Source organism: Lentzea sp. (genome assembly GCF_035525475.1).
Lineage (GTDB): Bacteria > Actinomycetota > Actinomycetes > Mycobacteriales > Pseudonocardiaceae > Lentzea.
In genome coordinates this window covers 1-22,572 of the sequence record NZ_DATLEC010000150.1, presented here as the reverse complement: position 1 = coordinate 22,572, position 22,572 = coordinate 1, and the positions used below count along the sequence as shown (strand labels likewise).

Sequence of the window (22,572 nt, the reverse complement as noted above, 5' to 3'; positions counted from 1 at the left end):
TCGCACCTGCACCGATAGGTGAGGTGATTATATCGCTGCGATACATCGGCGACCTCTTCTCAGTGTGGGATGTGGCACACCGTCATATCGCGTCGGGCCTCGCTGCCCTGAACGGCCCATCATCGGAAAGCGGGCGGCACGTACTCTGGTCACGTGTTGACCCAACGACAGGTGGTGGACTACTCGCTGCAGCGCCGAGCGCTGCTGGCGGAGGTCTATGCCGGTCGCACGGGCACGATGGAGGTCTGCGACGCGTCCCCGTACCTGCTGCGAGCTGCGAAGTTCCACGGCACGGCGACCGAGGTGCCCTGCCCCGTCTGCCGCAAAGAACCCCTCACGAACGTGTCGTGGGTCTACGGTGACGAGCTGAAGCACGCGGCCGGCTCCGCGCGCACACCCGAGGAACTGGCGAAGATGTCGAACCTCTTCGACGAGTTCTCCGTGTACGTCGTAGAAGTCTGTCGCACGTGCAGTTGGAACCACCTGGTGCAGTCATACGTCCTGGGGAAGCGTGGGCTGGAAAAGCCACGCAGGAGGACTGCGGTGGAATGACCCACGGGTAGCACTGCTCCGAATGAAGCACGACCACCGAACCGCGTGCCGGTGCACGCCGGTCTGGGAGGCCTTTTCACGTGAACGACCAGCATGATGACCGGCAGCGCGGAGGCGAGCCGCAATGGCCGACCGGGGACGACCCGGACGGCGGCGGCACGAGACGTGATGTCCCGAATCAGCCTCGACCGGGCACTCCGCCCGGCGGTTTCGCACGCCCTCCCCAGGGTGGCACGCCTCCCGGTGGTTTCCCACAGCAGCAGCCCCCACGCCGCCCGAACGGACCAGGCGGACCCCAGGGCGGCGCCCCGGGAGGACCGCAGGCCGTGCCGGGCCGTCCGCCGCAGGGCCCCGGTGGCCCGGTAGGCGGACCGGGCGGTCCCGGCAGCCGTCCCCCGACGCCTCCCGGCGGCATGCCCATGGCACCGCCTCCCGGTGGACGTCGTCCCGGCGGCCCCGCGGGTGGCCCCGGCCGCCCCGGCGTACCCCCGCGCAAGCCGGGTGACGAGCGGACGACGCAGCTGCCGCCGGTGAACCGGCCGACGCAGCGCGAGCCCGAGCTGATCACGCACCGCGAGCCCGACGACGAGTTCCTGCTCGCGGGTGGACCGGTCGCCGTCGACGATGACGACGACTACTACGACGACGAGCCGGAGCTCACCGAGGAGGAGGAGCGCCGACTGCGCAAGAAGAAGATCTGGAAGCGCGTCCGGATCGGTGCCTTCGTCGCGCTCGGCCTCATGATCCTCGGCCCGGTGATCGCCATCGCCGTCGCGTACCCGCTGGTCGAGTGGCCCAAGCCGGAAGAGGTCGCGGCCACCCAGAACAAGACGATCGTCCTGCAGTACGCCGACGGCACCGAGATGACCAAGATCACCTCGCCCGGCGAGAACCGCACGATGCTGACGTACGACGAGCTCCCCGAGACCGTCAAGCACGCGGTGCTGGCGGCGGAGGACGCGAACTTCTACGAGAACCCCGGCTTCGACGCCAAGGCCATCGTGCGCGCTGTCTGGATCCAGGCGACCGGCGGCGCCTCAGGTGGCTCTGGTCTGACCCAGCAGTACATCAAGAAGGCCACCGGCAACGAGGAAGCCTCGGTGTCGCGCAAGTTCACCGAGCTCGTCAAGGCCTACAAGATGAGCAACGAGTCGGACCACAACACGATCCTCACCGCGTACCTCAACACGGTGTACTTCGGTCGCGGCGCGAACGGCTTCAAGGCCGCGTCCCAGGTCTACTACAAGAAGGAGATGAAGGACCTCACTCCTTCCGAAGCGGCGCTGATCGCGGCCATGATCCAGACGCCCTCCTGGTCGGAGGACAAGGAGCACTCCCAGAAGCAGTGGAAGTACGTCATGGGACAGATGCTCCAGAAGGGCTGGATCGACCAGGCCTACTACGACTCGCAGCAGTGGCCGCAGCCGCTGCCGTTCGCCGAGACCCAGCCGAAGTCGCTGGAAGGCCCTCGCGGCCTGATCGTGGACCAGGTCCAGGCAGCCCTCGACGCCGAGCAGACCGGTGTCTCGTTCGAGCAGGCGCAGAAGACCGGCGTCACCATCACGACGTCGATCGACCAGAAGATGCAGACCGCGGCCGAGGAGGCCGTGGACGAGATCATGATCAAGGGCGCGCAACCGGAGGCGTTGAAGACGTCGCTGACCGCGGTCGACCCGGCCTCGGGCGCGGTCCGCGCCTACTGGGGCGGCCGGGACGGCCGCGGGTCCTTCGACTACGCGAAGGGCACGCTGCAGGAGCCAGGCTCGTCGTTCAAGGCGTTCGACCTGGTCGCCGCTCTGCAGAACGGCAGGGGTCTCGGCTCCATCTACGACGGCAGCTCGCCGCGCACGTTCCCAGGCGTCTCGACACCGATCCGCAACTCCGGCAACGACAACTCGTGCGGCAAGGAGTGCCCGGTCCGCACGGCCATGATCAAGTCCCTGAACACCGTGTTCTACGACATGGTCGTGAACGATATCGGCGTGCAGAAGACCGTGAAGGCCGCGCATCAGGCGGGCATCCCTGACGAGGTCGACATCGGCGACGGCCCGAAGAAACTGCTGGTCGGCGAGGACGGCGGCACCCCGAACGGTGGTATCGCCCTCGGCGGTGACCAAGCGGTGGTCCGCCCGTTCGACATGGCCTCGGCCTACGCGACGTTCGCCGCCCGCGGTGTCTACCGCGCGCCGTTCTTCATCCTGAAGATCACCGGCCCGGATGGCAGCGTGATCTACCAGCACGCGGACAAGCCGATCTCGGCGTTCGACCCTGACCAGACCAAGAGCCAGGACATCGCCGACAACGTCACCGACGTGCTCAAGGAGATCCCCCCCAGCTCCAAGATCCCGTGCGCGCAGAACCGCGAGTGCGCCGGCAAGACCGGTACGCACGAGCTGTCGGAGAGCGCGGGCCAAGGTGCAGGCCTCAACTCGAAGGCCTGGATGGTGGGCTATACGCCGTCCATCGCGGCCTCAGTGTGGGTCGGGCGCAACGAAGGCAATCTGCCCATCCGCGACAAGACCGGTGCCAACATCTTCGGCTCGGGCGTGCCCGGCAAAATCTGGCAGGCGTTCATGAACAAGGCGCTGGCCGGTACGCAGATGGAGAAGTTCCCGAAGGCTAAGCCGCTCAACCAGTACAACCCGCCGAAGTCTTCGAACACGCCGTCCAACACGCCGTCCAACACGCCTTCGAAGACGCCGTCCAACACGCCGTCCACCCCGCCGAGCAGCTCGAAGCCGCCGACCAAGACGTCGGAGCCGTGTGGGCTGTTCCCGCCGTGCGGCAGCAACACCCCTTCGACCAAGCCGAAGCCCGGTGAGCCGGATCCCGGCGGTCCCGGGGATGCGATACGCAACCCAGGCGACACGTAGTCGAACCGATGATGGGCCCGGTGCACACGCACCGGGCCCATCATCGTTCCGGCGGCCGACCGCTCCGCCGACCGGCACCTCAGTTCTTGCCCGGCACGACCGCGGTCGCCTTGCGCACTTGCTCGTCGACGACTCCGCGGTGCCGCCTCAACGCATCGGCGTTGTCCGTGATGATCCGGTTCTGGTAGGCGGTCCGCACCGCCACCCAGATCCCGTTCACACCGTGCTCCTCCCGGCAGGCGACATCGGCACGCGCCGTGGCGATCTCCTCAGGCGAGGCGTCGTCACCGCTGAACCTCTTCTCGCCGTTGGGCCCCCACGGGTCGGCGTAGTCGTAACCCGCGTCTTTCATGCATGCGCTCCACTTGCGCCAGGCTTCCTTCAACCTGCTGTCCGCCTCGGCGAGCTTCGACGAGTCGCGCGACAACCCGATCACGAAGTTCTCGTCGCCGGGCTCACCTCTGCTCCGGGACGTGAGCCCGAGCATCCGTTGCGCTTCACCCAGACAGCCCCCGTCCGGGACACCGCCCCTCTTGCGGACCTCCGGCCCGTTTCCGTTCAGCACGGCGATCATGTCCTCAGGCCAGGGCTTCTGCTCTTTCCTCACCTGTTCGGCCTTGCGGACGGACTCGATGGTCTCCGGATCGGAGTAGCCGTGCTCCGCCACTTCCGCGGGGTCGACGACACCGATGACGCGGCCCCGCACGCGGTCCACCTCGCGGTCAGGCAGGTCCATCTCGAAACCGAACCGGCGCAGGCACCTCTGCACCAGCACGTCCTGCCCCTTGCGGACGATCACCCGGTGCTCCGGCGAGAGCAGGTAGTCGTCGAGCGGGAACCTGACGTCCGCGTCGATGCGGACGAGCGGGACAGGTCCCAGCGCAGGTTCGGGCCGTGGTGCGTCCGGCTGTGCCGAGCACGCCACGGTCGTGAGCAGACCGGTCCCGATCAACACCGCTTTCAGATGTCTCCTCGCCATTTCTCCCCCCAAGAGACATCAGGCCGGAACGGACTTCTTCCGCGTCCATTCCGGCCTGGTCCGACATGTCACCACCGCGGGCGAGTCACACCCATCGATGTGAGGATGCCTGGTCGTTGCAGGGCGCGGCGTTGCAGAACTTGTCGACGTTCGAGTAGTACGTTCCCGGAGGAACGGACCAGATCAGTTCCACGTAGTTCGGATGCCTGAACGACTGAACGTTGTCAGGCGCTCCCACATAACCGTTGTTGTAAACGGAGGTAGTGCGGTCGTCAAGCTCGTAGCGAATCGCACCGCCATCCCAGCAACCATTGTCGGAGTAGTTGGCATCGTTTCCTTCGAAAAGGGCGATGCAGCCGCGCCAGTTGGCGTCGCCCATGGCGCAGTAGTAACCGAGACCACACTGGTCTCTCATGTCGAAGAAGGAGGCTGACGCAGGCTGCGCCATACCGACCAGCACCAACGGCAAAACAAAGGTGAATGCCGCAGCCAAGCGGGCAAGACTTCTCAATTCACTTCCCCCCAGGTCGAACTGCTCTGATCGCACAACAGGCAGCACGAAGAAGCCGATCCCGGAAGATCGACTGCATCGTGCGGATCGAAGTTGATCAGGTGTCGCTGAACGAAGTGTTCACGTACGCCCCCCAGCGCGATCGATCCTCCCGTCGAGGACCACGATCCGACCTTACGAACCCGGAGGCCTCGTTGTCCAGAGGCGGTCGGCGGGAAATTCCGATACCGGGTTCCCAGCCGCCGAACACCTCCGTCCGGATGAATTACCGGTGTGTTGTCACGCACCACGACTCATTCATCTGCCGGTTGACCGACCCGAGAACAAGCGGTTAGGTTCCAGTGGCGGGCCAACACCGTCACGAGGTCTGGGGAGGCACTTCGTGATGGCCATCTGCCGCCGGATGAGACTGCCGGGGCAACCGAATCAATTGCTGACGCCGATCGGCGTCGCGAATTCTTCCGCCATTTCCGCGGCCGGCGCAACCACGAACGACGGCATCCGACCTTGGGGGGAACAGTGGATCAGCGCGTGCTCGAGGCCCAGCAGTGGGTGAACGCCACCTACGGCACGGTGCCGGGCTACGAAAGATGCGAGGAGAACGGCAGAACCGGGTGGGCGACGATGTACTCGCTCACCCGCGGTCTGCAACACGAACTGGGCATCGCAGAGCTGTCCGACTCCTTCGGACCGACGACCATGGCGCGGATCGCCGCGCAAGGTCCGATCAACCAGGGCTACACCGCCAACGCGAACATCGTCCGGATCGTCCAGCACGGTTTGTTCTGCAAGGGCTACGACGCGGGCGAGACTCAGAGCGGCAGGTTCCACACCGGCACCACCGCGGCGGTGAGCAGCCTCAAGACCGACATCGGACTGTCCGGCTCCGACAGCACCGTCGATCCCAAGATCTTCAAGGCAATCCTCAACATGGACGCCTACGTGATGCTCGCGGGTGGCCGCCAGCGGGTTCAGGCTATCCAGCGGTGGCTGAACGGCAGGTACCTCAACCGGTCGACCTTCTTCGTCATCCCCTGCGACGGCATCTACTCCCGTGACGTCCAGCAGGCCTTGATGAAGGCGATCCAGTACCAGATCGGCATAGCGGACGACAACGCCACGGGGAACTTCGGCCCCGGTACCCAGGCAGGACTGAGGGCCAACCCGGTCGGTCCCGGCTCGGCGCAGAGCTGGGTCGAGCTGTTCAGCTCGGCCTGCGTCTTCAACAGTCCGATCCGCAGGCCCGACCGGCCTGACGGCAGCGGGACGGAGGCCTCGTTCCAGTACCGCTGGGACGACGACCTGACCGCATGGGTGCGGGCGTTCCAGCGGTTCTCGCTGTTGGAGGAGACCGGTGTCGGCGACTACCGGACCTGGGCGCAACTGCTCGTGTCGATGGGAGACCCGGACCGGCCCGCCACCGCTTGCGACACCAGCAGGCACATCCTCGGCGACCGGGGCTCCCGGCTGTTCAACGCCGGTTACCGCGTCGTGGGGCGCTACCTGGACGAGGCGCCGGGCGAGACGCTCGACAAGGAGCTCCAGCCGGGAGAGCTCGGCGCCATCTTCGCCGCAGGGCTGCGGGTGTTCCCCATCTCGCAGTACTACGGTCGCGGACTTGAGGACTTCAGCTGGTCGAAGGGGTATGACCACGCGCTGCTCGCTCACGGACGTGCGGTCGGCTACGGCTTCAACGCCGGAACGGTGATCTACTTCGCGGTCGACTACGATGCGACCAACGAGGAGATCACCAGCAACATCATCCCGTACTTCAACGGTGTTGCGGCCGGCTTGCGAGTGCGGGGCGGGCGGTACATACCTGCTGTCTACGGATCTCGCAACGTGTGCAGCCGCGTGAGCAGCGAGGCGTACGCACGGCATTCGTTCGTCTCCGGGATGTCGTACGGCTTCTCCGGCAACCTCGGCTTCCCGATGCCGGACAACTGGTCGTTCACGCAGATCAAGGAGTTCGACTTCCAGCCGTCGTCGAGCGACCCCTTCCCGCTCGACAACGACGTCAACCGGAAAACCGACCCCGGCTGCGGTCCCGAGAACGTGAACGGCCGGGACGCGACGCTGGACGACTTCATCGCCTTCATCAGAGGGCTCTACTCGTTGGCGGTCGACTACGGCGGTGATCCCACCAACCGGGTGTTCGAGTACATGCGCTACCCGAAGTACCAGAACAGGGCGTGGACCACCCTGATCGGCCAGGTGGACGAGGCTTGGGTCGCATACGCCAAAGCGCGGGTGCAAAAACACGTCACGAACTTCACCGACCCGGCCGCCGGGATGAGCATCAACCTCGACCACTTCGCCGCGACCGCACAATCGATCTATTTGAAGGGAACCGGCTCCGGCACCGCGACGACCAGAGGTGATTTCGGCGGTTGGGGCGGTGACCTCTGCACGCTCTACGGCGAATGGCGCCACGTCGAAAGTTCCTACGCGTCGGGATACCAGTTCGTCGAAGCCAAGTTCGCGAAGATCAACGTGGAGTCGACGTTCGCGCTCACCGACTACGTTCAGGACTGCGACGGCCACCTGATCGGAACCGCCGCCAAGGCGGGCGGCAGGATCGACGACCTGATCGTGGCGTACATGACCGGGACCGGACCTGCCACGAGGTTCAAGCAGTTCTACCAAGGCCGCCACGGCGGATCCGTGCAGAACGTCTTCGACGCGGCGAGGAGCATGTTGACGGACAGCCAGGGCGACCCCGAGCTGGCCGCGCTCAAGACGGGGGCGATGGTGCTCCAGGCCGGTGAAGCCATCACACTCCCGACACAGATGCCCGCCTACAAACTCGACCCGTTCCTGCAGGGGTACGCCGACGCGGTCGATCGGCTCTCGCGCGGATAGCGGAAGAAGGACGATGGTGTCGAAACCGGGCCGTGTGGCCGGCTGGTCTCTGCTGGGTGCGGTGCTCGTGTACGGGTGGGGGTACTTGCTTCTGCTCGGAGTGCACGACATCGAGGAGTTGTGCGGCAGCCGCGGTCATCCCTGGGAGTTCGACCCCAACCGCAGGGAGTCGCTCTTGCCGCTCTCCAGTCCGTGCAACGCCTCTTACGACCTCATCCCGCCTTACCTGAACCCGATCTTCTTCGCCCTCTTGGCGTCGGCGGTCGTGTTCACCGTCATCGCAGTAGTCCGGAGAGTCCGCGGGGAGAAGACATGAACGAACCATCTGGGGGAACGCTCGGACGCCGCAGCTTCCTCAGCGTCGCGGGAGGCCTCGCCGCGGCCGCGTCCGTCGGCTTCGCGCCCGCCGCACTGGCGGCAGCGCCTGCCGCGTCGACGTCGGCGAACGGCTGGCCGCTGCGGCACAAGGACATCGCGCAGTTCAAGGTCGAGGGATCAGGTGCGGTCGTGGCACTGCGATCCGGCGACGTGGCGACCGTGCTGCTGCACGTCGCGCGCCGCTTCCACTACGAGGTCGCGCCGCTGCGGCCCGGTCAGATCAGCCAGACCGGCGGCAGCGCACCGTTCGAGTCGAACTACCTGTCCGGCACGGCGTTCGCGATCAGGCCGGACCTGTACCCGGCCGGGGCGAAGGGGAACTTCTTCCCGCACGAGCTCGCCGCGGTGCGCGACGTCCTCGCCGAGTGCGAGGGGATCGTCCGGTGGGGTGGCGACTTCAAGAAGTCGCCGAAGGAGGGCCACTTCCAGCTGGACGTGAAGCCGGGCGACATCAAGCTCGTCAGGGTGGCCCGCAAGATCGCGCAGTGGAGTCCGGGCAAGGCGGCGGGCACGCCACGTGACGTGTTCGACGAGTCCCGCCGCCGGCCGGCGAAGGTGCTGGCCGAGCGGCAGATCGCGACGGGCTGACCGATCGGGGCGGCGCGACCTGTGAAGCGCGCCGTCCCGGACCCGTGCGCATCGGTCCAGGGATGTTGACCACGGCGAAACGGGCTTGGCCGTACCATCCGCCACGTGCCCAGCAGCCCTGCCGAGCGTCCCGCCGAGGCCCCCGACCTCGCCGAGGACTTGAGCTCGCTCACTCACGAAGAGCGGGTCGCGCCCACCTGGACCGAGTCGCTCGCCCGGTCGTTGAGCAGACCGTTCGGCGGTCCGCTCGGCGAGCACGCGCTGATCGGCAGGAACTACTTCTGGACGGCGCTGCGGGTGATCCTGCTGCTCGCCGTGCTGACGTTGCTGGCGGGCTGGGTGCAGAAGTCGCCGTGCGTCCAGCAGTACGTCGACGACAAGGGCCAGGTGCAGCTCGACTGGCGGGGCAGCAGGCAGTTCACCGCCCTCTGCTACTCCGACACCGTGCCGCTCTACACCGCGGAACGGCTCGACCAGCGCGGGTCCTTCCCGTACATCACGTCGTGGAAGGACGACGAGGGCAAGCCGACCGAGCACGTCCGGTACATGGAGTACCCCGTGGTCACCGGTGTGTTCATGTGGCTCAACGCGCGAGTGGCGCAGGGGCTCGTGGCACTCGTCCCCGGCCTGCCGATGACGGTGATCGTGTTCTTCGACGTCACGGCGTTCTGGCTGGCCGTGGCGTGGCTCGTGACCGTGTTCTCGGTGGCTCGGATAGCGCGGCGCCGGATGTGGGACGCGGCGATCGTCGCCGTGTCACCGTTGGTCGTCGTCCACGCGTTCACGAACTTCGACACGATCGCGACGGCGTTCGCCACGGCCGGTCTGCTGGCGTGGGCTCGGAAGAAACCCGTGCTCGCCGGTGTGCTGCTGGGGCTGGGTGGTGCGGCGAAGCTCTACCCGTTGTTCCTCCTCGGGCCGTTGCTGTTGTTGTGCTGGCGTTCGGAAAGACTCAAAGCGGGCCTCACCACCACCGCGGCGGCCATAGGCGCGTGGGCGCTCGTCAACGCGCCGATCGCGCTGAACCCGGCATCGCAGACGGGGTGGCGGGAGTTCTTCCGCCTCAACACCGAACGCAACGCGGACCCGGACACGATCTACAACGTCCTCGTGCAGTGGACGGGCTGGCAGGGCTTCGACCCCGGCCTCACGCAGGGACAGCCGCCGACGGTGCTCAACACGGTCAGCATGGTGCTGTTCCTCGTCTGCTGCGCCGGCATCGCCTACGTGGCCCTGTCGGCGCCGACGCGGCCGCGGCTCGCGCAGCTCGGGTTCCTGGTCGTGGCGGCGTTCCTGCTGACTAACAAGGTGTGGAGCCCGCAGTACTCGCTGTGGCTGGTGCCGCTGGCCGTGCTAGCGCTGCCGCGCTGGAAGCTGCTGCTGGCGTGGATGGCGGTCGACGCGCTGGTGTGGGTGCCGCGCATGTACTTCTACCTCGGCACGGACAACAAGGGCCTGCCGATCGACTGGTTCCTCGGCGCGGTGCTGCTGCGGGGCGCGGCGGTCGTCACGCTGTGCGTGATCATCGTGAAGGAGATCTACCACCCGGAGCGCGACCTCGTGCGCAAGGCGGGCGACGACCCGTTGGAGGGCGTCCTGGCCGATGCGCCGGACCGGCAGATCGTCAGACCCGCACGAGCCGAGCCATCGCACCGAATGCGACCGCGTTCGGATGCAGGTGATCACCTGCATCGAACTCCGGACGCAGTCTGAGCGGGTCGGCGGGGTCGCGCAGGGCGGCGTCGAAGTCGATCGCGCCGGGGAAGGTGGCGCGGATCCACGCGTTCACCTCCTGACGCTGCGCTTCCCTGCCCTCGTTCCAGTTCGGCCAGCCGCGCCACGGCGTGAGGGTGCCGACCTGGAACTGCACGCCCTCGTTCTCGCACCGCAGCTGGATGCTGCGGATGCCGGCGATGACGTTCTCCGCGGTGACGTCCTTCTGGATGTCGTTGATGCCGCCCAGCAACACGACCTTGCGCACTTCACGGCTGTAGAGAACGTCTCGGTGCAGACGAGCGACCATCGGTGCGTCGCCGTGCACCACGCCGTTGCCGTTGATGCCCGCGTTCAGGACCGCGTAGTCGCTCTCGACCATCGACGGCCAGCTGCCCTCGGAGTAGCCCTCGGTGATCGAGTCGCCGAACATGACCGCGGCGCCCGGCGCGCTGAAGCCCGCGACCTCCACCGCCGAGACGAGGCAGACGTACGCGCGCGCCGAGGTGATGGTGTTCCATGCGCGCGCCTGACACGGTGTGCCGCCCGGAACGTGCGTGCTGATCTCCAGCGTCGTGCTGACCGGCAGCTGCACGGCGTCGCTGTAGACCTCGTCGCGTGCTCTGATCGTGACGGCACGAGACCTGTTGAACGTCAGTTCACGCAGCTCGCCGTTCGCCTTGACGGTCACCTGCTCGACGCGCACGGGTGTGATGCCCATCAGGTTCGACAGGCGCAGCCGGACCGACGTGCCGCCCGCGGAGAGGTCGACCGTCGTGCGCACGACGTGGTCGGGAACGCCCGCGGGAAGGGTCGGCACGGCCTGCCACACGGGCAGCCAGCGGATCGCCTCCGACCGCGCGTGCGCACCGGAGGCGCCGCAGACCAGCACCAGCGCCAGCGCGATGATCACCCTCACGGGTCCAGTCTGCGGTGATCAGCTCTTCGCTGCCACAGCTCCGCGGAGGAACTTCAGATCTTCGTGGTCGTCCTCGGTGACGTCCCGGGCCTTGAGGAACGCCACGAACAGCGCGACGAGCAGCGCCGCACGGCCCCACACGCCGATCATCACGGCCTGCGCGGAGAAGCTGTCGTAGATCCCGGCCGGCTGCCCGAACTCGATCGCCCAGAACCAGCGGAAGATCCCGATGCCCATCGCCAGGTCGGCCACGAAGTAGGCGAACGCCCACACCAGCCGCACCCGCAGGAGCACGAGGAACGGCACCAGCCACAGCGTGTACTGCGGCGAGTGGACCTTGTGCAGCAGCATGAAGCCGCACAGCATCGCGCCCGACACCGCGATCCACGGGTAGGTGCCCTCGCGGCGGAACCGCACCCAGCCGTACCCGGCGGCGATCGCGAACGAGATCAGGATCGTGATCGGCGAGAGGACCCCGACCAGCGACTGCATCGGGTCGTCGCCGATGAACGGCCGCAGGCCCCAGTACCAGACGGAGTTCGTGGTGATGTCGACCCGGCGCAGCTGCTGGAACTCGAACGACGCGAGCCAGCCGTCGTAGCCCGCGAAGGCGAACGGCAGGTTGACCAGCACGACCGTGACGATCGACGCGAGGCCGACCTTCACCGCGCCGGCGACGTCGGCCTTCTTGCGAGTTCCCTGCAATCTGGACGGCAGCTCCTGGCCGCGCCAGCCGCCGGTGGCGACGAAGAGCATCAGCGGCAGCACGAAGATCGCCGGGTAGACCTTGAACGCGAACCCGAGGCCGAGCAGGACCGACGCGACCACGGCTCTCTCGACCAGCGGCCGGTTCCAGCGGTGCACGACGTAGACGGCGGCCACCGAGCACAGCACGACCGGCAGGTCCCAGTTGTGGAACGCGTAGAGCACGAGCGGTGGCCCGATCGCCCACAGCAGCGCGCGCCAGCGGGCGAGCTTGCCCAGCAACCAGCCCGTGAGCAGGCCGAACGGCGCCATCAGCAGCGACGAGTAGAGCAGGTACTCCGCGTCGTTGTGCGCGAAGATCGCGCCGGCCCAGATGAGCAGGCCGGAGAGCACGGGGTACTCGACCGAGCCGCCGACGAGGATGCCCTTGTCGTTGATGCCGCCGTCGACGTACGGGAAGACGTGCCGGTCGATGTCGCGCCCGATCCAGAGGTGCTGGATGTCGGAGTAGCAGACGTCTTCCTTGTTGCGCTCGTCGTAGTCGGGCTGCGAGCGGCCCCACTGGTCGAACGCGGGACCGGTGCAGCGGTCCTTGTTGACGAAGCCCAGCAGCAACGTGAGCCCGCACAGCAACACCAGCACGACGGCGGCGGCGCCGCCGAAGCGGTTCGCGAAACGCCCGGCGTCACCTCGCTCGGGCGTCACGCCCACCACCTCGTGCACGGTGTTCACCGGCCGGCGTGGTCGCGCAGGAAGGCGATGTCGTCGGCCTGGCCCTCGTCCGGTGTCTCCACCACGACGGGGCATCCGGCACTGGCGGCCACGGCCACCAGCTGGTCGGCGTCGATGGTGCCAGTCCTGATGTTGTCGTGCCGATCGCGGGAGGAGCCGAACTCGTCGCGCGAGCTGTTGAGGTGCACGAGGTCGATGCGGCCGGTGATCGCCTTCACCCTGTCGACGACGCCGACGAGGTCCTCACCGGCGGCGAACGCGTGGCAGGTGTCGAGGCAGAAGCCCGCGCCGAACTCGCCGACCGCGTCCCACAGCAGCTTGAGGGAGTCGAACGTGCGGGCCATGGCGCCGTCGCCGCCCGCGGTGTTCTCGATCAGGACAGGGACCGCGAAGCCGCCCTCTGCGACCTGCCGTTCGAAGAACTTGCGCCAGTTCGCGAAGCCGTCAGCGGGGTCCTCGCCCTTCGTGACGTGCCCACCGTGCACGATCAGGCCCTTCGCGCCCACGGCAGCGGCGGCCTCCGCGTGCTGGACCACGTTCTTCCTGGACGGGATCCGGATCCTGTTGTTCAGCGACGCGACGTTGATCACGTACGGGGCGTGGACGAACACCTCGAGGTCCGAGGCGAGCAGGGCGTCGGTCTGCGGATGGGGTTTCGGCTTCTTCCACCCCTGGGGATCCGACAGGAAGAACTGGACGACCTCGGCCCCGCGTTCGGCCGCGGCGCCGACCGGGTCGTCGTCGCGTACATGGGCCCCGATGCGCATGTCCTGGAGGGTAGTCGGCGTCCGCAACGCCATCGCAGCCGCCGCCGATAGGAGTAATCGAGAAAAACTGGGGATGGTCTACGTCACCACCAGGACCTACGGTCGTTACTTGAGAGTAGGAAAGGGGTTGGCATGCGACTGCTGAGCGCTATCGCCGCGACGCTTCTGACGCTGGCCTCCGCCGGCGTGGGAGCCGGTCAGGCCGTGGCCGCGGAGCCCATCGTCGTCGGGAGCTGTGCGACGTCGATCCAGGGCGCGCCCGGCACTCCCGTCTCGCTCAGCCCCGCCGCCGTCACGCAGCCCATCACGGACCTCGTGCGCGCCGTGCCGCTGCTCGGGCCGCCGCTCGCCGAGCCGTTCAAGCAGGCGTTCTCGCAGGCCAAGCCCATCCCGATCGGCGCGGTGCAGGTCGGGACGACGACCATCACCGGCGGCACGATCGCGAACGCCGTGGTGGCGGAGCTGTACAAGATCCCGCTGCTCGGGCCGATCCTCGGCACGCTCGACAAGACCGTGCGCGCGACGCTGACCAGCGGCTGCCAGGTGACCGTGACCGGCGTGAACCAGGTAGTGGCCCCGGTCCAGGACGGCAGCAAGGCCATCGCCGACGCCTCGCAGCAGGCCGTCGGCGCCGTTCCCGGCGCACCGAAGCCGCCCGGCCAGCAGCCGCAACCCGGAACCCCGCCCGGCCAGCCGGGCACGAACCCCGGCACCCCCGGAGTCCCCGGTGTCGGCGCGGGCGCCCCGAGCAACCGCGACTTCTCGCTGTACCCGGTCGGCGCGAACTTCGGCCGCGTGCCGCTGTTCAGCTACGGCTCGTTGCCGTTCGCGATGCCCGGCCTGTACTCGCCGTCGCCCGGTGTGCGCTACGGCTCGCAGGTCCCGCGCGCGTCCGTCGGCAACGGCATCGAGGGCGACTCGGTGCAGGCGGCCGGCCGCGCGACGGCGTTGCCCCGGCTCGGCGGTCCCGGTGGCGTCGGCGCTCCGGTGCTGGTCGCGGTGCTGATGCTGGCCCTGGTGACGGGTGCGCTGGTGCGGACCTGGGTGCTTCGCCGCACCCCTGCGTAGTCGTTGGACGCGCTCTGTTAACCTTTGTCAGTTGCTGACGCGACGACCCTCCTGCCACGGAAAGCCCGTGGCCGCGAGTCCACAGGAGGTGAGTGGTCCTCATGCGTCATTACGAAGTGATGGTCATCCTCGACCCCAGTCTCGACGAGCGCACGATCGCGCCGTCCCTCGACACGTTCCTCAACGTCATCAAGACGTCGGGCGGCAACGTCGAGAAGGTCGAAGTCTGGGGCAAGCGCCGCCTCAGCTTCGAGATCAACAAGAACGCCGAAGGCATCTACGCGGTGCTCGACCTGGCCTCGACGCCGGAAGCAGTGAAGGAACTGGACCGCCAGCTCGGTCTGCAGGAGACGGTGCTCCGGACGAAGGTCCTGCGCCGCGAGCCCGCCAAGGCCGCCAAGTTGGCCGCCAAGGCCAAGGCCAAGTCGGACGCCAAGTCGGCCAAGTCGGCGGCCAGGGCCGCCGCCAGGGCCTGACGAACCTCGGTTAGGGGAGCTCCCAAGACATGGCTGGCGAGACGACGATCACGGTGGTCGGAAACCTGACCGCCGATCCCGAACTGCGCTTTACCCAGTCCGGTGCGGCGGTGGCCAGCTTCACGGTCGCCTCCACGCCCCGCACGTTCGACAAGAATTCGGGCGAGTGGAAGGACGGCGAAGCGCTGTTCCTGCGGTGCAACGTGTGGCGGCAGGTCGCCGAGAACGTGGCCGAGTCGCTCACCCGCGGTTCGCGAGTGCTCGTCTCCGGACGGTTGCGCCAGCGTTCCTTCGAGACGAAGGAAGGCGAGAAGCGCACCGTCGTGGAGCTTGAGGTCGACGAGATCGGCCCTTCGCTGCGCTACGCGACCGCGAAGGTCAACAAGGTCAGCCGTGGAGACGGCGGCGGTGGCGGCGGCTTCGGCGGCGGCGGCGGTCAGCAGTCTCGTGGCGGCGGTGGCGCGCCTGCGGACGACCCGTGGGGCTCCGCCCCGCCGGCCGGCTCGGGTGGCTTCGCCGACGAGCCCCCCTTCTAGACCGCGCACCGGTCATCCAGTACTTCATTCACTGCGTATCCAGGAGTTAGAGACACATGGCCAAGCCGCCTGTGCGCAAGCCCAAGAAGAAGGTCTGCGCCTTCTGCAAGGACAAGAGCGCGAGCCTGATCGACTACAAGGACACGACGCTCCTCCGCAAGTTCATCTCGGACCGCGGCAAGATCCGTGCCCGCCGCGTCACCGGCAACTGCTCGCAGCACCAGCGCGACGTCGCCGTTGCCGTGAAGAACGCCCGTGAGATGGCCCTGCTGCCCTACACCTCGACCGCCCGCTAAGAGAAGGGAACCTTCGCGATGAAGCTCATCCTCACCGCTGACGTTTCCGGCCTTGGCGCGCCCGGCGACATCGTCGAGGTCAAGGACGGCTACGGCCGCAACTACCTGCTCCCGCGCGGTCTCGCCATCGTCGCGACCCGCGGCGCGCAGAAGCAGATCCAGGTCATCACCCGCGCGCAGGACACCCGCCGCGTGCGCGACCTGGACCACGCCAAGGAGATCAAGACCGCGCTCGAGGGTCTCTCCGTGACGCTCAAGGCCAAGGCCGCCGCCGGCAGCTCCAAGCTGTTCGGCTCGGTCACCGCGTCGGACGTGGCGGCTGCCGTCAAGTCCGCCGGTGGTCCGGTCCTGGACAAGCGCGCCATCGAGCTGCCGGGTCACATCAAGACCACCGGCAAGCACTCGGTCACCGTTCGGCTGCACCCCGAGGTCACCCTCACGCTGCCGGTCGTCGTGACCACGGGCGAGTAAGTTCGCCGATCTCGTCAGGTGGCTCCGGCTCTCGCCGGGGCCTCCTGCGGTTCGGTTCGTCGAAGCGCCGCTTCCCCGGGATGCTCCGGGCAGGTGGCGCTTTCGCTCGTTCGGACCAGTGTTCGTCTGTCCACGTCCTGTGGATAAACACCACGCGCCGCCCTACCGCGACACGCCGAAGAGGGTGTTTCTCGCGACACGCCGACCGCGCGGCCCACAACTTTTTCCACAAGTTGTACACAGCCTCTGAGCTGGAGTTACTTCCGTCACTCCACCGGTTGTCAACAGGTTGTCCCCAATGCCTCCGTCCCTGTGGGCAGCCATCCACAGGTTGTCCCCCAGTTGTCCACAGGACGATCCACACGCTGGTTTGCTTGCTCCGGACGGGTCCCTCTAGCGTCGCGGCACGGGCCATGGTCATCGCGCAGCGTGGCCGCCCGGAATTGTCGGTGCCTCGCTGTACAACTAGGGGACATCGCACCGACTTCGACTCTTCGCAGGGGTGATTTGGCAGTGGCGCTGGTGGACGACCGGGGTATGGCGGAACCCGCATTCGAGCGTCAGCCGCCCCAGGACCTGGCGGCCGAGCAGTCCGTGCTCGGCGGCATGCTGCTGTCCAAGGACGCCATCGCGGACGTCATCGAGGCCCTCGCGCCGAACGACTTCTACCGCCCCGCGCACCAGGCGATCTACGACTGCATCCTCGACCTGTACGGCCGCGGCGAGCCCGCCGACCCGATCACCATCTCCGCCGAGCTCGAACGGCGCGGTGAGCTGCTGCGCGTGGGTGGCGCGCCGTACCTGCACACGTTGATCGCGACGGTGCCGACGGCCGCGAACGCCGGGTACTACGCGGAGATCGTGGCCGAGAAGGCCGTGCTGCGCCGCCTGGTCGAGGCCGGCACGCGCATCGTGCAGCTCGGCTACAACGGTGCCGAGGGCGCGGACGTCGACGAGGTGGTCGACCGCGCGCAGGCCGCGATCTACGAGGTCACCGACCGCCGCACGACCGAGGACTACGTGGCGCTGGAGGACCTGCTCCAGCCGACGATGGACGAGATCGACGCGATCGCGTCGCGCGGTGGCATCTCGCAGGGCATCCCGACGGGCTTCGCCGACCTCGACGCGCTGACCAACGGTCTGCACGGCGGTCAGATGATCATCGTCGCCGCCCGTCCCGGTGTCGGCAAGGCGCTGGCCCTCGACACCCCGCTGCCCACCCCGTCCGGCTGGACCACGATGGGGTCTGTGGAGGTCGGCTCGTTCCTGATGGGCGCCGACGGCCGCCCGACCCGCGTGGTCGCCGCGACCGAGGTGATGACGGGCCGCCCGTGCTTCGAGGTGGAGTTCTCCGACGGCACCGTGATCGTGGCCGACGCCGAGCACCAGTGGCTCACGGAGTCGTGCAGCGAGACCGGTGGTTTCTGGGCGATCCGCACCACGGCGCAGCTGTTCGAACGCGTCGGCCTGTGCCGGCTCTTCGTGCGCATGTCCGCCGCGTGGGAGCTGCCCACCGCGTCGTTGCCGCTGTCGCCCCGCGCGCTCGGCCAGTTCCTGTCCGGCCTGGGCGACCTGGAGCTGATGGACGACGAGCTGCGCGTGGCCAAGGGCCTCGGCCTGGCCGACGAGCCGCACATCCCCGTCGCGTACCTGCGTTCGTCGCGCAAGCAGCGCGAGGAGCTGCTCGCCGCGCTGCAGATCGACGGCCGCTTCGCCCGCCTGCGCCGCGACGTCGACGAGCTGGTCGCCGGCCTGGGCCGCCACGACCAGGTCGAGGTGGTGGCCGTCCGCCCGGTCGCGTCCGTCCCGGTGCGGTGCGTGGAGGTCGACAACCACGACCACCTGTACCTCGCGGGCGAGACGATGATCCCGACCCACAACTCGACGCTGGGCCTCGACTTCGCCCGCTCCTGCTCGGTGAAGCACGGACTGACCAGCGCGATCTTCAGCCTGGAGATGAGCCGCACCGAGATCGTGATGCGCATGCTCTCCGCCGAGGCGCGCATCCGCCTGGGCGACATGCGAGGCGGCACGATGAGCGACGACGACTGGACCCGCCTGGCCCGCCGGATGAGCGAGATCAGCGAGGCGCCGCTCTTCGTCGACGACAGCCCGAACCTCACGATGATGGAGATCAGGGCCAAGGCCCGCCGCCTCAAGCAGCGCCACGACCTCAAGCTGGTCGTCGTCGACTACCTCCAGCTGATGAGCTCGGGCAAGAAGACCGAGTCGCGCCAGCAGGAGGTCTCGGAGTTCTCGCGAAACCTGAAGCTGATCGCGAAGGAACTCCACGTCCCGGTCATCGCGATCTCCCAGCTGAACCGCGGTCCCGAACAGCGGACCGACAAGCGCCCGATGCTCTCCGACCTCCGCGAGTCCGGCTCGCTGGAGCAGGACGCCGACATGGTCATCCTGATCAACCGCCCGGACGCCTGGGAACGCGACGACCCGCGCGCGGGCGAGGCCGACCTGATCATCGCCAAGCACCGCGCCGGCCCGACCGCCACCATCACCGTGGCGCACCAGCTGCACTACTCCCGATTCACCGACCTCGCCCAGACGTGACGCCGCGGGTGCAGGACGCACCGCGCGCGATCGCCCGGCCTGGACAGCCGCCGAACCGCTCAGGACCTGCGTGGGGCCGCCGCCAGGCGACGGCCCCGCTCCCGGTCAGCAGGCGTTGATCTTCCAGTAGTCGGCGTTGTCGTTGGCGCCCGGGATGTTGCCCAGGTCCGGCACGTCCCCGTACGGCGGGACCCTGACGAGCAGTTTGTCGGGTGCGAGCACGACGTCGTTGTAGACGCAGATCGTGCGGTTGCCGTTGTTGATGATCGACGACAGCTGGTTGCGCTTGTTCCCGCTGGACGACGGCGGGTTGTTGAAGTCCCCGGACTGCGTGGTGTTGTAGTCCAGCTTCCAGCCGGGGACGGTGCGGTTGTAGTTGGAGTTCTCGTAGAAGCAGTAGTAGGCGGCCGGGCACGGCGGCGTGGCGGCCGAGGCCGGGGCCGCCGTGAGCACGGCGCCGGCGGCGACACCGGCCACTGCGGCCGCGACAGCCACTGCGGAACGAATCCTGGACATGTGAAGTTCTCCCCTCGACTCGATCACCACCGGATCGGGTGACCGAACGAGCACCACGCTGCCGGAACGCGTCCTCGTCTCGTCATCGCACAGTCCTCCCGCAGGTCAGAGGGCTAGGATCGGGCCTCGGGGGAGGGGAGTCCATGGACTTCTGCGTGCTGGGGCCGCTTGAGGTCTGGACGGTCGGGGGCCGGCTGGCGCTGCCGGGCGTTCGGCACCAGCGGGTGCTGGCGGCTCTGCTGCTGACTCCGGGTGCGGTCGTGCCGATGGCGCGGCTGGTCGAGTCGACGTGGGACGACGAGCCGCCGGCCACGGCGGTCAAACAGGTGCGGAACTGCGTGTCGGCGTTGCGGGACCGGCTCGGTGACGCCGAGCAGCGGTTGATCGTCACCGACGGGCCCGGTTACCGGCTCGTCGTCACCGATGAGCAGGTCGACCTGCTGCGGTTCGCGAAGCACGTCGCCGAGGCGCGACGGCTGGCCGGCAACGGTGCGTTGCGCGACGGGGTGCGTGAGATGCGGACGGCGCTGAAGCTGTGGCGCGGTCCGGCCCTCGACGGGCTCGGTGCCGATGTGCTGGCCAGGCACGCCTCGCGCCTGGACGAGCAGCGTCTGGACGCGTTCGAGTCGTGCGTGGACTGGCAGCTGTCGTTGGGGCAGCACCGTGAGGTCGTCGACGAACTGACCGCGGTCGTCGCGGAGAATCCGCTGCGGGAACGACCGCACGCCCAGCTCATGATCGCGCTCGACCGCGCGGGGCGGCAGGCCGATGCCCTTGAAGTGTTCGGGCGGTTGCGCGTCGTCCTGGCGGAGGAGCTGGGCATAGATCCCGGCGCGGACGTCCGTGATCTGCACGAACGCATTTTGCGCGGCGAGAACCAGCCGCAGCGCGCGACACCGGCCCCTGCCGGTGACCTGGACCGCGCGGCCGGGGAGCTCGCGGCGGCGATCGCCCGGCAGTGGACAGCCGAGGCCGAGACGCGGTCGCTGCACCGGCCCAAACCGGTGCCGCTGCGCTGGTCGAGCACTGAACGCGAGGTGGCGGCCGTGGCGTCGGCGGTGCTGGGCGGTCGTCCCGGTGACGGTCCGGAACGGCTGGTGCTCAGCGGCGACCTGACGAACCTGGTGGCCAAGTTCCGGCGGGTCCCGTCACGGCAGCTGGTGGTGCTGGGCGAGCCCGGCGCCGGCAAGTCGGTGCTGACCATCCTGCTCACCCTCGGTCTGCTCGCCGACCGGGCGCCGGACGAGCCGGTGCCGGTGCTGCTGACGCTGGCGTCGTGGAACCCGCACCACGAGCACCTGGACGCCTGGCTGGCCCGGCGGCTGGTCGAGGAGTACCCGTGGCTGGCCAACACCGCCGTCCACGGTCAGGACGCCGGGCTGCGCCTGGTGCTCGAAGGCCGGGTCGTCCCGGTGCTGGACGGGCTGGACGAGACGCCGCCCGGCCTGCACACGGCCGCGATCGACGCGCTCGACCAGGCCGTCGGCGCCGGCCGGCCGCTGGTGGTGACCTGTCGCGGGGCCGAGTACGAGCTCGCGGTGCGGGCGGCGGGCTCGTTCCTGACCAGGGCCGCCGTGGTGGAGATCGAGCCGGTGGAGGTCGAGGACGCCGTCGAGTTCCTGACCGCTCGCCGCCGTCCCGGCGAGACCCGGTGGCAGCCGCTGGTCGAGTCGCTGAGGCGGGAGCCGAACGGGGCACCTGCTCAGGCGTTGCGCACGCCGTTGATGGTCGACCTGGCCAGGAACGCCTACGCCAGCCCGGCCACCGACCCCGGCGAACTCCTCGACACCGCGCGGTTCCCGGACCGTGCGGCGATCGAACGGCACCTGCTCGACGCCTACCTGCCGTCCGTGTACGCACGGCGGCCGTCCCCGCCTGCCCGGCTCGACCGGCCGCGCGACTACGACCCGGCGCAGGTCGAGCGCTGGCTGTCCTTCCTCGCCCGGCGGCTCGAACGCGAACGCACCCACGACCTCGCCTGGTGGCGGTTGGACCGGGCGGTGCCACGTCTCGTCGTCGGTCTCTACCTCGGCCTGCCGCCCGCGTTGCTGTTCGCGCTCACCGGGTCGCTGGCCGCGCACGCGGTCACGGCGACGATCTACGGCGTCTCCTTCGGCGCCGCCGGCGTCGTCACCCACAGCATCGGCCGCCGGCCAGGCCCGCAGCGGGTCGAGGCGACCTTCACCGGTGTCGCCGTCCGCTTCGCGCGCCGGTTCGCGGTGGGCGCGGCGGCCGGGGCCTGCCTCGGCTTCGGCTGGTCGCTGCCGGCCGGGGTGATCTGCCTGGTGGCAGTGGTGTTCGGGCTGGCCGTCGGCGTGCACGTCTGGCTCGGCACGCCGCTGGACGCCAACCGGGTGTCCAGCCCCGGCGCCGTGCTGCGGCAGGACCGCGCCGCCGCCTTGTCGTTCACGCTGGCGTTCACGGTGTCGCTGGGCCTGTTCTACGGCCTCGCGCTCCGCCTCACCCAGGACGAGCCGACCGTGCAGATCCTGGACAGCAGGTTCGACGTGGTGCTGAGCGTGGCCGGCGGTGTCGCCGCCGCCCTGCTCGGCCGGTACTTCGTGCCGAAGCCCGGGACCGTCGCGTTCGGCATCGCCGGGGCGTTGATCGGCGGCCAGGTGATCGCGGACGTTCCCGGCGTGGCCCACGCGGTGGCGGCCGGCGGCCTGTTCGGGCTGGGCGTCGGGCTCAGCGTCTGCCTGTCCCGGGCCTGGGGCGCGTTCGGCTGCACGCGGTTGTGGCTGGCCGCTCGCGGTCACGTCCCGTTGAGACTCATGGCTTTCCTCGACGACGCGCACCACCGCGGTGTCCTGCGGCAGGTCGGTGCGGTGTACCAGTTCCGGCACGCCCGGTTGCAGGAGCAGCTGGCTGAGCACGACCCCTCGTAACGGCGGTGTTGACCGCCTTCACCACCCGGGCCTACGGTGTAACTAGTTACATGCAACTAGTTACACCAGGGAGTGCACGGGACTGCGGAGGTCAGGATGCGGGTCGTCGTCGTGGGTGCTGGGGTCTACGGAGCCGCCGTAGCAGCGGCTTTGGCTCGTCGCGGGGCGGTGGTGACG

19 protein-coding genes are annotated in these 22,572 nt (G+C 68.5%); 13 read left to right on the top strand and 6 right to left on the bottom strand.

Translation table 11 applies throughout. The features are described 5' to 3' along the window. Positions 1-153: 153 nt before the first annotated feature. Entirely contained in the window at positions 154-552 is a 399-nt protein-coding gene (locus VM306_RS24985; protein WP_325519228.1) for a DUF5318 domain-containing protein, read from the top strand. Positions 553-878: 326 nt separating this feature from the next. Further along, the gene (locus VM306_RS24980) at positions 879-3,425 is read left to right on the top strand and encodes a transglycosylase domain-containing protein (protein ID WP_325519226.1); all 2,547 of its coding nucleotides are present in this window, start codon (positions 879-881) and stop codon (positions 3,423-3,425) included. Positions 3,426-3,504: 79 nt separating this feature from the next. Here the strand turns inward: VM306_RS24980 and VM306_RS24975 are convergent, their stop codons facing one another. Both VM306_RS24975 and VM306_RS24970 read right to left on the bottom strand, forming a co-directional pair. Then, positions 3,505-4,380, bottom strand: coding sequence for a hypothetical protein (locus VM306_RS24975; RefSeq protein ID WP_325519224.1), 876 nt, complete (start codon positions 4,378-4,380; stop codon positions 3,505-3,507). A 109-nt stretch (positions 4,381-4,489) separates the two neighbouring features. After that, the gene (locus tag VM306_RS24970) at positions 4,490-4,963 is read right to left on the bottom strand and encodes a hypothetical protein (RefSeq protein WP_325519222.1); all 474 of its coding nucleotides are present in this window, start codon (positions 4,961-4,963) and stop codon (positions 4,490-4,492) included. Between the two features lie 483 nt (positions 4,964-5,446). Here VM306_RS24970 and VM306_RS24965 point away from each other — a divergent pair, with 483 nt between their 5' ends. The 4 genes from VM306_RS24965 to VM306_RS24950 all read left to right on the top strand — a co-directional run bounded on the left by VM306_RS24965 (position 5,447) and on the right by VM306_RS24950 (position 10,456). Then, positions 5,447-7,777, top strand: coding sequence for a glycoside hydrolase domain-containing protein (locus VM306_RS24965; RefSeq protein WP_325519220.1), 2,331 nt, complete (start codon positions 5,447-5,449; stop codon positions 7,775-7,777). Between the two features lie 16 nt (positions 7,778-7,793). Next, positions 7,794-8,093: a hypothetical protein gene (locus VM306_RS24960; RefSeq protein ID WP_325519218.1), complete on the top strand. Its 300-nt coding sequence runs from the start codon at positions 7,794-7,796 to the stop codon at positions 8,091-8,093. After that, positions 8,090-8,743 (top strand): M15 family metallopeptidase, encoded by a 654-nt coding sequence (locus VM306_RS24955; protein WP_325519216.1) that lies wholly within the window; start codon positions 8,090-8,092, stop codon positions 8,741-8,743. The genes VM306_RS24960 and VM306_RS24955 overlap by 4 nt, the downstream gene beginning before the upstream one ends. 105 nt (positions 8,744-8,848) lie before the next feature. Beyond that, positions 8,849-10,456, top strand: a complete 1,608-nt coding sequence (locus VM306_RS24950) for a glycosyltransferase family 87 protein (RefSeq protein ID WP_325519214.1) — start codon at positions 8,849-8,851, stop codon at positions 10,454-10,456. Here VM306_RS24950 and VM306_RS24945 read toward each other — a convergent pair. Genes VM306_RS24945 through VM306_RS24935 form a run of 3 tightly spaced genes read right to left on the bottom strand, consistent with a single transcriptional unit; the run spans position 10,368 to position 13,579 of the window. Further along, positions 10,368-11,375: a GDSL-type esterase/lipase family protein gene (locus VM306_RS24945; protein WP_325519212.1), complete on the bottom strand. Its 1,008-nt coding sequence runs from the start codon at positions 11,373-11,375 to the stop codon at positions 10,368-10,370. The genes VM306_RS24950 and VM306_RS24945 overlap by 89 nt on opposite strands. Positions 11,376-11,393: 18 nt before the next feature. After that, positions 11,394-12,785, bottom strand: a complete 1,392-nt coding sequence (locus VM306_RS24940) for a hypothetical protein (protein ID WP_325519210.1) — start codon at positions 12,783-12,785, stop codon at positions 11,394-11,396. 23 nt (positions 12,786-12,808) lie between these two features. Next, positions 12,809-13,579 carry a deoxyribonuclease IV gene (locus tag VM306_RS24935; RefSeq protein WP_325519208.1) on the bottom strand — a complete coding sequence of 257 codons (771 nt, stop codon included), beginning with the start codon at positions 13,577-13,579 and terminating at the stop codon, positions 12,809-12,811. 132 nt (positions 13,580-13,711) lie between these two features. Here VM306_RS24935 and VM306_RS24930 point away from each other — a divergent pair, with 132 nt between their 5' ends. The 6 genes from VM306_RS24930 (at position 13,712) to dnaB (ending at position 18,991) form a co-directional block, all read left to right on the top strand. Next, a complete protein-coding gene (locus VM306_RS24930) occupies positions 13,712-14,647 on the top strand; it encodes a hypothetical protein (protein WP_325519206.1) in 936 nt (311 codons plus the stop codon). Positions 14,648-14,748: 101 nt separating this feature from the next. Next, on the top strand, positions 14,749-15,123 hold the full coding sequence (gene rpsF, locus VM306_RS24925; RefSeq protein WP_325519204.1) for a 30S ribosomal protein S6: 375 nt from the start codon (positions 14,749-14,751) through the stop codon (positions 15,121-15,123). A 29-nt stretch (positions 15,124-15,152) separates the two neighbouring features. Further along, positions 15,153-15,659, top strand: a complete 507-nt coding sequence (locus VM306_RS24920) for a single-stranded DNA-binding protein (RefSeq protein WP_325519202.1) — start codon at positions 15,153-15,155, stop codon at positions 15,657-15,659. A 56-nt stretch (positions 15,660-15,715) separates the two neighbouring features. After that, entirely contained in the window at positions 15,716-15,955 is a 240-nt protein-coding gene (rpsR, locus tag VM306_RS24915) for a 30S ribosomal protein S18 (protein ID WP_030480165.1), read from the top strand. An 18-nt stretch (positions 15,956-15,973) separates the two neighbouring features. Then, the gene (gene rplI, locus VM306_RS24910; RefSeq protein WP_325519200.1) at positions 15,974-16,426 is read left to right on the top strand and encodes a 50S ribosomal protein L9; all 453 of its coding nucleotides are present in this window, start codon (positions 15,974-15,976) and stop codon (positions 16,424-16,426) included. A gap of 537 nt (positions 16,427-16,963) precedes the next feature. After that, positions 16,964-18,991: a replicative DNA helicase gene (gene dnaB, locus VM306_RS24905; RefSeq protein WP_325519198.1), complete on the top strand. Its 2,028-nt coding sequence runs from the start codon at positions 16,964-16,966 to the stop codon at positions 18,989-18,991. Between the two features lie 105 nt (positions 18,992-19,096). Here the strand turns inward: dnaB and VM306_RS24900 are convergent, their stop codons facing one another. Next, positions 19,097-19,507, bottom strand: coding sequence for a peptidase inhibitor family I36 protein (locus VM306_RS24900; protein ID WP_325519196.1), 411 nt, complete (start codon positions 19,505-19,507; stop codon positions 19,097-19,099). Positions 19,508-19,662: 155 nt separating this feature from the next. Here VM306_RS24900 and VM306_RS24895 point away from each other — a divergent pair, with 155 nt between their 5' ends. Continuing rightward, positions 19,663-22,395 carry a BTAD domain-containing putative transcriptional regulator gene (locus tag VM306_RS24895; RefSeq protein ID WP_325519194.1) on the top strand — a complete coding sequence of 911 codons (2,733 nt, stop codon included), beginning with the start codon at positions 19,663-19,665 and terminating at the stop codon, positions 22,393-22,395. Positions 22,396-22,572: the final 177 nt, after the last annotated feature.